Origin of the sequence: Acinetobacter pittii ANC 4050, from assembly GCF_000399685.1 — a bacterium.
In the GTDB taxonomy this organism is placed as follows: domain Bacteria; phylum Pseudomonadota; class Gammaproteobacteria; order Pseudomonadales; family Moraxellaceae; genus Acinetobacter; species Acinetobacter pittii_E.
This window is the reverse complement of sequence record NZ_KB976987.1, coordinates 51,632-64,490: the sequence shown is the minus strand read 5'-3', so window position 1 is coordinate 64,490 and position 12,859 is coordinate 51,632. Positions and strand designations below refer to the sequence as shown.

The following is a 12,859-nucleotide window of genomic DNA, read 5'->3' as shown; positions in this document are numbered from 1 at the left end:
TTCCAGAATAGCTTATTTTTTCAACAATGAAATAGAAAAATCCGTAATACTACGGATTTTTTTTATTCTTAATCCTGCTAATTTTTAATCTCAGCATAAATTTCATGGAGATAAGGAAATGCAAGAAATGAAAAAAGTAGGATATGTATGGGATACGCTATATAGCTGGGTAGACACAGGTACGGGTGGAGTATTTGCTGCAAATTTATCTAAAAGGATTCAACCCATAACCCACCACATGAATCATCCGGATACTAAAAGACGGTTTAATGAATTGGTAATGACATCGGGTCAAATTGATTTCCTTACACCTATTAAACCTCATCCTGCAACAGATGCAGATATTTTGCGTGTACATGATAAACAACTACTAGATAACGCAAAGAATGTAAGTAACAAAGAATGTGGTGGAGACATAGGCGATAGAATTACTCATTTAGGAAATGGAGGGATTGAAATTGCGTATCTTTCTGCTGGTGGCGCAATAGAGTTAACTAAGAAAGTAATTAGTGGCGAACTTCATACAGGTTATGCTCTAGTGAGCCCTCCTGGTCATCACGCAACAAAAAAAGACTCTATGGGTTTTTGTATCTTTAACAATACTTCGATAGCCGCAGCCTATGCTAAAGATATTTTGGGATTAAAACGTGTTGCTATAGTTGATTGGGATGTACACCACGGTAATGGCACTCAAGATATTTGGTGGGAAGATTCTTCTGTTTTAACTATTTCAATTCATCAAAATAAGTGTTTCCCAACTAATTCTGGATTTATTAATGAGCGCGGGGCAGGCAATGGTTTTGGTTATAACCTAAATATCCCCCTACCTCCAGGCAGTGGAAATGGTGCTTATATCTATGCATTCGAAAAGGTAATTGTACCTGCCTTAAAAAAATATGAACCAGAACTAATTATTGTAGGCAGCGGCTTTGATGCAAGCATTTTAGATCCACTTTCACGAATGATGGTTTCAAGTGAAGGTTTTAAAAAAATGGCTTCTTTAATCTTAGAAGTTTCGAATGAAATCAATGGTGGCAAGTGTTTATTCGTGCAAGAAGGCGGCTATAGCCCACACTACCTTCCTTTCTGCGGCCTTGCAGTCATTGAAGCTTTAACAGGAATGCATACTCTCGACGATCCTTTAATGGACATGGTTGGGGAAATGGGTGGTAACGAATTATTACCACATGAGAAAAAAGTAGTAGATGAATGTGCTAATTTAATAGCGGATATCAATAGATAATTTCTTATATATTTTCAACTTATTAAATATAAAAGTCATAATTTATATTTATTATGTGCTAGAGAATATAGATAAAAAAAAGCCCTTGTCATTAACAAGGGCTTTTTAAGAATTTTGGCGGAAGCGGTGAGATTCGAACTCACGGAGGACTCACACCCTCGTCGGTTTTCAAGACCGGTGCATTAAACCGCTCTGCCACGCTTCCAACGAGCGCTATAATATAAACAAAAACACAAGTTGGCAAATCTTTTATTTAATTTTTAATTCAACCGCTCAAAATAAACACAAATCTGTTTAATTTTCTGGGTTTTCTGTCTTTTCATAGCGAATTGTATTGATATACCACAACTTTTTCCCAGATGGCGTGTGCACTTCGATCTCATCATCGACTTCTTTACCGAGTAATGCGCGCGCCATTGGCGATTCAATTGAGATATGTTGTGCATGATGATCATAAATTTCATCGATTCCTACAATACGTAAAGTTTTTTGCTCGCCTTCTTCATTTTCAATCTGTACCCAAGCGCCAAAGTAAACCTTGCCGTCTTGCTCTGGTGAGTAATCAACAATTTTTAATTCTTCTAAGCGTTTTCCTAAATAGCGTACACGTCGATCAATTTTTCTAAGGAGCTGCTTATTGTATTGATAATCCGCATTTTCACTGCGGTCACCCAAGCTTGCAGCCCAGTTTACTTTTTTGGTGATTTCAGGCCGTTCTTCATGCCAAAGTTGTTTTAATTCAGCAACTAATTTGTCATGCCCTGACCGAGTGATTAAGTTAGATTTCATGATTAAAAACCACTGTTCAACAACATATCGCTTACAAGATGTAGCATTTTATACCCTATTTTCTCACATCAGAAGTGTATAAATTTTCTTCCTTAAGAAATTCATGTGTTTATGATGTTATATCGAAGATTTAATTGTACAAAATTTGACATTACTTTTTTTCAATATTATGATGCGCGCAGATTAAATGTTGAGCATTTTTTAACCCACTCGAAAACTATGTAGATTTTCTACACAGTTTATATTTTTCATTTCATGTCATTTTGAATGACGTCATGACTGCCCACCCCTTATTGAATTTATCAACTTTTAGAAGTTATGGCAGCTTATTGTCTGACTTTTAGGGCATAAATTATCTGTAGCGGAGACAACATGCACAGTAATTCAAGTTCTGGGTCGAGGCTTTGCCTTAACTCTTTATTTTCTTCTCTCCCGTTAAAAGCGCTTGCACTCAGTACTATGCTTCTCCCATTTCATAGTCTTAATGCAGGTAAAACCCTACAGTACAATACTGTAGTTAACACAAACACTCTAACTGTTGTTGCGGTAGAAAGCCCGACAACCGTTTTTAAAGAAGATCAGTTTTTACATGGTTTTGGTTATGACCTAGCGCGTAACTATGCACAGAACCTAAATGTAAAGCTGGACTTTAAAATCGTGGCAGACAATGCCACTGCACTTAGATGGGTCCAGCAAGGTAAAGCAAACTTTGCAATGACTACAGCAGGTTTAAGCACAATCGAAAACAAAGGTTTGATGTCGTTTTCTGCAAGTTGTGGTGATATAGCAAATTTGCAAAAAAATGGCTTAAACCCAGAGTTAAGTTGGGTATTTAAACAGGCTGATGACCCACTCACCCAGACTGCCAGTGGCTTTGTATGCCAGAGTAAGCAAAATGGTGTAACCCAGCAGCTAGCTTCTTTTTATAATCGCAATGTGGTGAAACCAGAAGCATGGTCAACCATTCAACGTGACTTAAGCACACGTTTACCGATTTATAAAGCGAGCTTTAAGCAAAGTGCAGCGAAGTATGATCTAGATTGGCATTTACTTGCCGCAATTGGTTATCAAGAATCGTATTTAAAGCCTGAATCTGTTTCTCCCACAGGTGTACGTGGCTTAATGATGCTGACCAATAGCACTGCTCGAGCAATGGGTGTGAGCAATCGTAGTGATCCAACTCAGAGCATTCAAGGTGGAGCGAAGTATTACGATTTAATGTTAAGTGAATTTGATAATATTCCCTTCCCTGATCGGAACTGGTACGCGCTTGTGGCCTATAACATGGGACCGGGTGCGGTAAGTCAGATTCAGAAACGCTTGCAAGCACAAGGGAAAGACCCAAATCAGTGGGTTAATCTTTACGATTATTTGCAAAGTAATAAAATGCGAAATGGTCGATATAAGCAAGCGGTTCAATATGTCACTCGTATTCGTGCTTATCTTGAACATATTAAAACGGCGCAAACACGAATCAATATCTAATTTTTATTATTTAAAAGTTGATAAATTCATTGTTTGTATAAATAAAAAGCTTACCTCTTTGGGTAAGCTTTTTATATGAATTCTTTTAAGTTTAAGCAGTATGCTCTAATACTTTCTTAAACAAATCTTTTTGTTCTTGGCTTGGCTTAGCTGTTTGTAGAGCCATCAATTGAGACATATCGCCTTGAACTTTAATTTTACCAGTCATGAATGCCTGCATAGCAGCAGCCATATCAAACTCTAAGAATACTTTACGTAAAGTTTCAGCATCCATATTTAAAGTTGTTTTGGCATTTGAAGACAAACCTTTTTGGATTTTACCCCCATCTAAAGCTAATTCGGTATTTCCAGCAGCATCTGTAACTACTAAATTAATTGCCAAATTCGCAAGAGCGGGTGGCAAATTAAGATCACCTGCTTCAGCAGTTAATTTTTCGACAGTCGCAAACCAATCTTCAGTTAAAAATGCAGGCATGATTCTTCCTCAAATTTATTTGTTCAATTTCTCTAGTTGCCTATCCAGACAACATCATGTGAAGCAATTCTGCTTGTGGGTTGTTATAGCATGTAATTTAAATTTTGGGCTATGACTTTTTGTACGGAACATTCATTTTTTAGTATTTTGATACATTAAAGGCACTTGATTATAAAGTGCCTTTAACATTCTTTATGCTAGCGTTTATTCAGCAGCAAAGCTTAAGTTCACTACATCTAAACGTTTCTTAAGCTCTTCTGGATCTTTAATATCCAACTCACGCTGAGAGTCTAGAGCTTCAAAATCGAACAGCTCGCGGTCCGCTAACTGAGATGGAGATACGTTCTGTAACGCACCGAAAATGCTGTGTAAGCGCTTTGGATATTGTTTATCCCATTCACGTAGCATTTCATTAAGCATGGCACGTTGTAGGTTTTCCTGCGAACCACAAAGGTTACATGGAATGATTGGGAACTGACGCAACTCGGCATATTTAATAATGTCTTTTTCTTCAACATATGCCAAAGGACGAATCAAAATGTTCTTTTTATCTGACGATAAAAGCTTTGGAGGCATCGCCTTTAAGCTACCGCCATGAAATAGGTTTAAGAAGAACGTCGCGATGATATCGTCACGGTGATGACCTAAAGCCACTTTAGTTGCACCAATCTCTTGTGCAAAGCCATATAAAGAACCACGGCGTAAACGTGAACATACTGCGCAGTAGGTTTTACCTTCCGGTGTTAAACGTTTAGTAATGGTATAGGTGTCTTTTTCTAAAATGTAATATGGAATGTTGTTCTCTTCCATATAACGAGGCAAAACATCTTCAGGAAAGCCTGGTTGTTTTTGGTCAAGGTTAACCGCAACCACATCAAAATCAATCGGTGCGATACGCTTAAACTGCAACAAAATATCGAGCAAGGTATAACTGTCTTTACCACCAGACACACACACCATGACCTTATCGCCATCTTCAATCATATTGAAGTCACGAATAGCATGCCCAACTTGACGGCGAAGCTTCTTGAGCAAACGGTAATAGGCCGAGCTTGTTGGAAGTTCAGGCTTAAAATTAAATCCCTGATTGGACTCAACTGGCGCGTACATAGACGAGGTATACCCATAAATAAAAATACCGCGCAATTTTATATGATTCAGAAGAGAATCGCATCAAAAGAATAGTTTCAATTCTTGAAGTCGTCACATTGCTCATGCATGATGCAAAACACATGCTTTATTTTTGACTCAAGCGTTCAAATTTTGTGCAAAATGCTTACTTTTTGGACTTTTCCACAGTTTTCCACAAAACCTGTGGATAAAATTGTGGATTTCTTCGTACTTGACAAACTGTTTTGACCTTCTGTTAAGGGTTTTATTTAAATTGATCATTTTTTAACCAATGTTTTTTACCTTTAATAATCAACATGTTATTCAAGTCAATAGAATCATTTTAAAAAAATTTTTTAATTTTTTTTGATGAGCATTCGAACAAATAAGCTTGATTTTTTGAAAGAGTCGAAATAAAAAAAATTACACAAATCTTCTTTAAGTTGTATTTTTTGATAAACTCTTTTGCAAGTTTTGAGTACCTTAAAATTGTGAATAACATAAAATGAAAAAATCGGTTCAATTTCTTATTTCTTGTTCGCTGGGGATGACCACTTTTATGGTCGGCATAACATCAAGTTCAGCAGGTCAAATGTATATTTACCAAGATAAAAACGGTAGTACATTGCTCACCAACCGAAAAAGCTATGATCACTCTCTAAAAAAAGTAAAAGTAACCTATTATCCAGATAGTAATATTCACAGTTATACAAACTGGGGAACGTCAGAAGCTTCTGTTCTGCCAAGTTACAACAAGAATAAAAATGCTTTCGACCATATTATTAGACAAGCTGCACAGCAACATGGTGTATCGGAAGGTTTAATTAAAGCCGTTATGCACACCGAGTCTGGATTTAATGTAAAAGCTCGTTCGCCAGTAGGTGCTCAAGGTTTAATGCAGCTTATGCCTGCGACGGCCCGTCGTTTTAACGTATCTAACGCGTATGACCCGCAACAAAATATTTTTGCCGGTGCGAAATATTTAAGCTGGTTACTCAAGCGTTTTAATGGAAATACACAAATGGCACTTGCGGCTTACAATGCAGGTGAAGGTAATGTCGATAAATATGGTGGTATTCCCCCTTTCCGCGAAACACAAGATTATGTGCGCCGTGTGACAAGTCGATATCAAAACCTATATGCATCGGGTTCAGGTTTTTCATCTTTTACGAATACTTCAGCACAAACCGTTTCTCATTCTTCCAATTTGGTAGAAAACACAACAGCTCAAATCACGACTCAATCACCGAAATATTCATCTTCTCGTCAAATCGTGACCTTATCTGACGGTAGCTATACAGATGCACCGACAGGCACTTATGTCACCAATAATGCCACCGCAATTGCCCATATAAGAATTGAATAAACAATGAAGAAGAACTGTGGCTCACGGTTCTATATAGTTAAGTTCAGATGCTTTAAATTGTAATGATCTATTACCTGATCTTTACCATTTTGACGAACTTAGCCAATTATTCTTTAAATTTAGGCACATTCTGCTAAATGAAAGAATGTATCAATTCCTTATTTTTTTCTTGAATTTTTCCCCTAAGCCCCGCATATTAGCTGCATGATTTAGAATTTGTAAATCAGATAACATTTTATTTATAAGAGGATTTTCTCAATGATGCGGATTGGTTTGTTTTTGCTTACCAACCTCGCGGTACTGGTTGTAGCTGGCATTATTTTGTCACTCTTCGGTGTCGGTAGTTACCATGGCGCGGGTGGCTTGAATCTAGGCAACCTTCTAGTGATCTGTTTTGTGTTTGGTATGGTGGGATCTTTAATCTCGCTATTCATGTCAAAATGGATGGCTAAGAAAACGACCGGTACAGAACTGATCGACCCGAATGCTCCTCGTAACCAAGCTGAAAGCTGGTTATTGCAAACAGTCGCTGAACTTTCTCAACGCGCTGGTATTAACATGCCAGAGGTTGGTATTTTTCCATCATATCAATCCAATGCCTTTGCAACAGGCTGGAACAAAAATGATGCCTTAGTTGCCGTTTCATCTGGTCTACTTGAGCGTATGAACAAAGATGAGCTACGTGCTGTGCTTGCGCACGAGATTGGTCACGTTGCGAATGGTGACATGGTTACCCTCGCACTCATCCAAGGTGTCGTGAACGCCTTTGTTATGTTCTTTGCTCGTGTAGTTGGTGACTTTATCGACCGTAACGTTTTTGGTCGTCAAGATGATGAAGCCCCTGGTATGGGTTACTTCATTATTACCATGGTATTGGATATCGTCTTTGGTATTCTCGCATCTGCCATTGTGATGTGGTTCTCTCGTTATCGTGAATACCGTGCTGATGAAGCAGGTGCACGTTTAGCAGGTAAACAAGCAATGATTTCTGCATTATTACGTCTACAAGCTGAGACTGAAATGCCAGATCAAATGCCAAAAGAAATGAAAGCTTTCGCAATTGCGGAAGGTAAAGAACAAGGTTTCAGCTTAGCTGCTTTGTTCCAAACCCACCCAACAATTGAACAACGTGTGGCAGCTTTACATCAATTAGATTGCCCATAAAACGTTTAATGTAAAAATAAAGCCTCCAACTGGAGGCTTTATTTTTTATTACATGGTTTGATAGAGACCCCACAGGTAACTTGCGCCCCACCAAACAGCTATACCAATTAAAAGCAGTACAAACGCACCAAGCAAATCTGGAATATGCAGCCATAACCAACTCACCACTGGATTACGCCAGAAAGCTGAATTCTGCTGCTTTTTTTCGAGTTTTTCATGTAAGTATGGATGAACGATATGAATATCACTTTGAATCTTATATTCTTCGCGTATATGCGTATGAACCACATCTAATGCTTTTCGACTCGGTCGTATAAAAATATCGAAAATAGTCCCAGCAACTGGAACAAAACCCACTACAGCATCTACAACAGCGAGTTTGATAACTGGCGTTAGCTTATGTTGAGGTACACCAATTTGTTTAGCTTTATAAATCGCATAACAGGTCAATACGAAACCAGCAACATCACCGGCAATTGGAATCGTGCTCAGTGCAGCATCGGCACCAATGCCCTGCTTTGTAAAAGGAATACGAACCGCGCTGTCCATCATGGTCGCGAACTTGGCCAGGTCTCGTTCTAGTGCGATGACCTGTTGCTCTGTTAATTTTTTTTCTTGAGGCATCTAAATCAAATATATGAAGAGAAGTTAATCTTAATATACTTGATTTAATACCTCTTTTTAAATTATTTACTTAACGAGCAGCTTTCGATCTAAACAATGAACGCAATAACACGTACATGACTGGAATAAAAAACAGAACCAGTAAGGTACCGAACATAACGCCACCTAAAATACTAATACCGATTTCTTGACGGCTTACAGCCCCTGCCCCTTGTGCAAAGACCAAAGGAATTACACCTGCACCAAAGGCCAAAGAAGTCATTAAAATCGGTCTTAAACGTAAGCTTGCGCCTTCTAGAGCGGCTTGAATTGCGGTCTTACCTTTTTCTTGAGCTAAGGCTGCAAACTCAACAATTAAAATTGCGTTCTTACATGACAAGCCAATCGTGGTTAATAGTGCAATCTGGAAATACACATCATTGGGTAGACCAAAAATATAAGAGAAGATGACGCTTCCCCCTACACCAAGCGGAATAGAGGTCATCACGGCGGCAGGAATGCTTAAGCTTTCATAGAGAGCGGCTAAGCATAAGAAGATAAAGCCTGCCGAAATTAAATATAACCAGACAGCCTGATTTGTCGACTTTTGTTCTTCAAAAGATAAACCTGTCCATGCCAAGCCAACGTCTTTTTGCTGATTTACGAGTTGTTCAACATCTTTCATTGCCTGACCCGAACTGCTGCCACTCGCCACATCGGCTTGTAACTGCAAGGCACTATAACCCATATAACGTTTTACAATTTCAGGAGCGCCGCCCCAACTGAAGTTAGCAAATGAGCTAAAAGGTACCATTTCATTTTGGTTATTACGTACAGACCAATTATATAAATCTTCCGGTTTTGATCTGAATTGGGCATCACCTTGAATCATGACACGCTTGATACGACCACGGTCAATAAAGTCATTTACATACGTTCCACCCCATGCACTCGACAAAGTGCTATTAATTGCGGGTAGTTCTAATCCATTTGCTAATGCTTGTTTCTGATCAATCTTAATATTAAGGTTTGCTTTACTGTTAGTAGACTGCTTATCAAAGTTTTCAAAACTTGAATAGCTTTTACTCTGCGTTTGCAACTGACGGAAGGTATTATCTAGAAAATCTTGCCCTTGCCCATTCAAATCTTGAATCCATAAATCCAGACCATCGGTTTGGCCTAAACCATTAACTGAAGCGGGTAATGTCACATTAATTTGTGCATTATTGAATTGACTAAAATATTTCATCGCACGCTTTTGTATAGCGTCAGCCGAATTTTCTTTACCAGTACGTACATCCCAAGGTTTTAAAGCGATAAATCCTTGTGCCAAGTTCTGCCCTGTACCAGAATAATTTCGACCATAGCGAATCAAAACCAAATCCACATTCTTATCTTCTTGGGTTAAGAAGTATTGACGGACTTGTTCTCCAATTTTTTGACTTTGCGAGATTGGCGCACTATCAACAAGCTTAATTTGAACGCTTAAAATGCCTTGATCTTCTTTAGGAATAAATCCACTTTTTAAACCGCTATAAAACAGCATAAACACAGCAATCAAAGCCACAAAAATGACCACAACCGATTTACTGTAGCGAATGCTTGTTTGGACGATTTTTATATATTGATTTTTAAGTTGATCAATTTTTTTGTTAAACCAAACCGCCCAACGCATAGGCTCTGGATTAGGCTTTAAAATTAAAGCGCATAACGCAGGTGTAAGCACTAAGGCAACGACCAGCGATAACGCCATAGCAGCAACTAAAGTGATAGAAAACTGGCGATAAATCACGCCAATTGAGCCACCTAAAAACGACATTGGAATAAAAACGGCAGTTAAAACCAATGTAATCCCAATTAAAGCTCCACTAATTTCTCCCATCGACTCAATGGCTGCTTCTTTTGGGGTTAAATGCTGTTCATGCATGAGCCGCTCAACATTTTCGACCACCACAATCGCATCATCGACTAACAATCCAATAGCGAGTACCAATGCAAATAACGTTAAAGTGTTAATACTAAAACCGAGCACATATAAAACAGCAAAAGTTCCTAAAATAACAACAGGAACGGTAATACTCGGAATGAGTGTAGCGCGCCAGCTTTGCAAGAACAGGAACATCACCAAAATAACTAAAATAATGGCTTCAATAAGCGTCTTTACGACTTCCTTAATTGACTCTTGAACAAATGGCGTATTATCTCGTGGGTAAACAATTTTATAGCCGGCAGGTAGTTTAGTTGTAAGCTGATCTAGAGTTTGATGGATGAGTTTTGAAGTCTGAATCGCATTTGCGCCCGAAGATAGCGAAATACCTAAACCAGCGGCTGGATAGCCATTAATGGTGTTAAAAGATTGATAATTTTCTGCACCCAACTCGACTCTAGCAATATCCTTTAAATAGACATAACTCGCTGTTTGATTGGCTTTCACCACAATATTTTTAAAATCTTCGACTGTTTTTAGTCGAGAACCTGCGGTGACTTTAGTATTTAAATATTGTCCATCAATAACAGGTAAATCACCGATTGCACCTGCGGCAACTTGTGTATTTTGAGCGGTGATTGCACTGGCAACATCACTTGGCATTAAATTGTATTGTTTTAATTTCTCTGGATTTAGCCAGATTCGCATTGCATATTGCGAACCAAAAACATCAGATTCACCCACCCCTTCAATACGGTTTAGGTTATCGACCACATGTGTAGTTAAGTAGTCTGATAGCTCAATATTTCCCGATTTACCAGACGAGTCATATAAACCTATCACCATAAAAGTATCACCGAGTGACTTACTCACCGTCACCCCTTGGCGTTGTACTTCATCGGGTAAACGCCTTATGACACCACTAATACTATTTTGGACTTGGACCTGTGCGGTATCTGGATTGGTTCCATTTTCAAAACTAATGGTAATTCGACTACGTCCCGATGAATCACTGGTAGAGCTGAAATAAAGTAAGTGATCAATACCTTGTATTTGCTGCTCTAAAATCTGAGTAACACTTTGCTCAACCGTTTGTGCATCTGCCCCACTATAACTTGCCGATACTGTAATTTTAGGAGGGGCAATATCAGGATAGCGCTCTACGGGTAAATTCAGCACCGAGAAAATACCAAATGCCATAACAATAATTGCTAGAACACTGGCAAAAATAGGGCGCTGAATAAAAAATTTAGATAGCATGGCTGCTCAGGATTAAGTCGTCAATTAACAGGTGGCAATGCCAAATTTGGCCTCTTGATCATCAACGAGCGATATAAAAAAGACAAGTAGAATTAACACAATAAATGCAATTAGAACAAAAACAAAGCAAGAATCGGTATTTCCTACAAACCCACAAAGAAGGTTTTAACAAGTGTCACTGAAAATTCATGAATTCTTCATGTTCACGTCAAGTTCAATGAGCAGACTAAATGCGTTTCGACTAAAACAATATGAGTAGAATTATGTTTAAAAAAGCACTTTTATGCTTAAGTTTAATTAGCTTGGTGGGTTGTAATGACGATGATAAAACTGAAAATTCACCGACCACACCTGAATATCAACTTCCTAAAATCTTGGTGGTAGGCCACCGTGGCGCGAGCGCTTTACGTCCTGAGCACACATTAGCTTCATATCAAAAGGCTATTGATGATGGTGCAGATTTTATTGAACCTGACCTTGTTTCCACACAGGACGGCGTATTGATTACTCGCCATGAAAATGAGATTGGTGGAACAACCAATGTAAGCACTTTAAGTCAGTTTGCAGACCGTAAAACAACAAAAAATATTGATGGTAAAGACTTAACAGGTTGGTTTACAGAAGACTTCACTTTAAGTGAATTACAGCAGCTTAAAGCGCGTGAACGTATTCCAGAGTTCCGCCCAGCGAACACAGCCTATAACGACCTTTACCCTGTCCCGACTCTAGAACAAGTGATTGAGCTAGCTGAAGCAAATTATAAGAAAACGGGAAAAATTATTGGCTTATATATTGAAACTAAACATCCGACTTACTTTAAAAACCAGAAATTGGCAATGGAGGATACCCTTCTTAAAACCTTAGCCAAATATGAATATACACGTGATATTGCACCTGTCTATTTACAGTCTTTTGAAGTGAGTAATTTAAAATATTTAAAAGATCAGCTCGACCTTCATAAAACGATTAAGCACGCACAAATCATTCAACTTTATGACGCTAAGACTTCTCAACCAGCCGACTTTGTTGAATCTGGTGAAACTAAAACTTATGCAGATTTAGCCACAGCACAAGGCTTAAAAGATGTTGCTAAATATGCAAACGGTGTAGGACCAAGTAAAGGTTATATTCTAAACTTTAATGACAATGGCTCAGTTCAAACGACTTCGTTTATTTCTGATGCTCATGCAGCTGGCTTAAAAGTACATCCTTATACATTCCGTCCAGAAAATAATTTCTTACCAAAGCCTTTAAAATGCAGTCAAGATAAGCCAGCTGAGCGCTGCCCATCTGGTGCTTTAAAAGAGTTTGAAGCCTATTTCAAAGCGGGTGTTGATGGTGTCTTTACAGATGATCCAGCACTTGGCCGTGAAGCGGTCATTAACTTTGAAAAAGCCACAAAATAAATAACGTTATGAAGAAAAAACAGGGCAATAA

At 38.4% G+C, this 12,859-nt stretch carries 10 protein-coding genes and 1 tRNA gene; 5 read left to right on the top strand and 6 right to left on the bottom strand.

The genetic code is table 11. From position 1 onward, the window contains the following. The first annotated feature begins 118 nt into the window (after positions 1–118). A complete protein-coding gene (locus F931_RS04260) occupies positions 119–1,243 on the top strand; it encodes a class II histone deacetylase (RefSeq protein ID WP_228681254.1) in 1,125 nt (374 codons plus the stop codon). Between the two features lie 115 nt (positions 1,244–1,358). Here F931_RS04260 and F931_RS04255 read toward each other — a convergent pair. After that, positions 1,359–1,448 (bottom strand) — tRNA-Ser (locus F931_RS04255). A gap of 89 nt (positions 1,449–1,537) precedes the next feature. After that, on the bottom strand, positions 1,538–2,032 hold the full coding sequence (greB, locus tag F931_RS04250; RefSeq protein WP_016140205.1) for a transcription elongation factor GreB: 495 nt from the start codon (positions 2,030–2,032) through the stop codon (positions 1,538–1,540). 372 nt (positions 2,033–2,404) lie between these two features. On the opposite strand from greB, the gene yfhD reads away from it, so the two are divergent. After that, positions 2,405–3,517, top strand: coding sequence for an MltF family protein (gene yfhD / locus F931_RS04245; protein WP_016140204.1), 1,113 nt, complete (start codon positions 2,405–2,407; stop codon positions 3,515–3,517). Between the two features lie 91 nt (positions 3,518–3,608). Here the strand turns inward: yfhD and F931_RS04240 are convergent, their stop codons facing one another. Together F931_RS04240 and ttcA are read right to left on the bottom strand one after the other, a co-directional pair. After that, positions 3,609–3,992: an SCP2 sterol-binding domain-containing protein gene (locus F931_RS04240; RefSeq protein WP_016140203.1), complete on the bottom strand. Its 384-nt coding sequence runs from the start codon at positions 3,990–3,992 to the stop codon at positions 3,609–3,611. A 204-nt stretch (positions 3,993–4,196) separates the two neighbouring features. Further along, on the bottom strand, positions 4,197–5,102 hold the full coding sequence (gene ttcA / locus F931_RS04235) for a tRNA 2-thiocytidine(32) synthetase TtcA (protein ID WP_016140202.1): 906 nt from the start codon (positions 5,100–5,102) through the stop codon (positions 4,197–4,199). A 505-nt stretch (positions 5,103–5,607) separates the two neighbouring features. Between ttcA and F931_RS04230 the strand changes: the two genes are divergently transcribed. Further along, a complete protein-coding gene (locus F931_RS04230; protein WP_025470247.1) occupies positions 5,608–6,468 on the top strand; it encodes a lytic transglycosylase domain-containing protein in 861 nt (286 codons plus the stop codon). Between the two features lie 258 nt (positions 6,469–6,726). Continuing rightward, positions 6,727–7,632, top strand: a complete 906-nt coding sequence (htpX, locus tag F931_RS04225) for a protease HtpX (RefSeq protein ID WP_002118851.1) — start codon at positions 6,727–6,729, stop codon at positions 7,630–7,632. 48 nt (positions 7,633–7,680) lie between these two features. Here the strand turns inward: htpX and F931_RS04220 are convergent, their stop codons facing one another. Then, positions 7,681–8,256 carry a DUF4112 domain-containing protein gene (locus F931_RS04220; protein WP_016140200.1) on the bottom strand — a complete coding sequence of 192 codons (576 nt, stop codon included), beginning with the start codon at positions 8,254–8,256 and terminating at the stop codon, positions 7,681–7,683. A 70-nt stretch (positions 8,257–8,326) separates the two neighbouring features. Next, complete coding sequence (mexB, locus tag F931_RS04215) at positions 8,327–11,422, bottom strand: multidrug efflux RND transporter permease subunit (protein WP_016140199.1); 3,096 nt, start codon at positions 11,420–11,422, stop codon at positions 8,327–8,329. 263 nt (positions 11,423–11,685) lie between these two features. On the opposite strand from mexB, the gene glpQ reads away from it, so the two are divergent. Continuing rightward, complete coding sequence (gene glpQ, locus F931_RS04210; RefSeq protein ID WP_016140198.1) at positions 11,686–12,828, top strand: glycerophosphodiester phosphodiesterase; 1,143 nt, start codon at positions 11,686–11,688, stop codon at positions 12,826–12,828. Positions 12,829–12,859 lie beyond the last annotated feature (31 nt).

Coding starts and splice junctions, on each gene's coding strand:
- F931_RS04260 (WP_228681254.1), top strand. CDS start 119: ATGCAAGAAATGAAAAAAGTAGGATATGTATGGGATACGCTATATAGC.
- greB (WP_016140205.1), bottom strand. CDS start 2,032: ATGAAATCTAACTTAATCACTCGGTCAGGGCATGACAAATTAGTTGCT.
- yfhD (WP_016140204.1), top strand. CDS start 2,405: ATGCACAGTAATTCAAGTTCTGGGTCGAGGCTTTGCCTTAACTCTTTA.
- F931_RS04240 (WP_016140203.1), bottom strand. CDS start 3,992: ATGCCTGCATTTTTAACTGAAGATTGGTTTGCGACTGTCGAAAAATTA.
- ttcA (WP_016140202.1), bottom strand. CDS start 5,102: ATGTACGCGCCAGTTGAGTCCAATCAGGGATTTAATTTTAAGCCTGAA.
- F931_RS04230 (WP_025470247.1), top strand. CDS start 5,608: ATGAAAAAATCGGTTCAATTTCTTATTTCTTGTTCGCTGGGGATGACC.
- htpX (WP_002118851.1), top strand. CDS start 6,727: ATGATGCGGATTGGTTTGTTTTTGCTTACCAACCTCGCGGTACTGGTT.
- F931_RS04220 (WP_016140200.1), bottom strand. CDS start 8,256: ATGCCTCAAGAAAAAAAATTAACAGAGCAACAGGTCATCGCACTAGAA.
- mexB (WP_016140199.1), bottom strand. CDS start 11,422: ATGCTATCTAAATTTTTTATTCAGCGCCCTATTTTTGCCAGTGTTCTA.
- glpQ (WP_016140198.1), top strand. CDS start 11,686: ATGTTTAAAAAAGCACTTTTATGCTTAAGTTTAATTAGCTTGGTGGGT.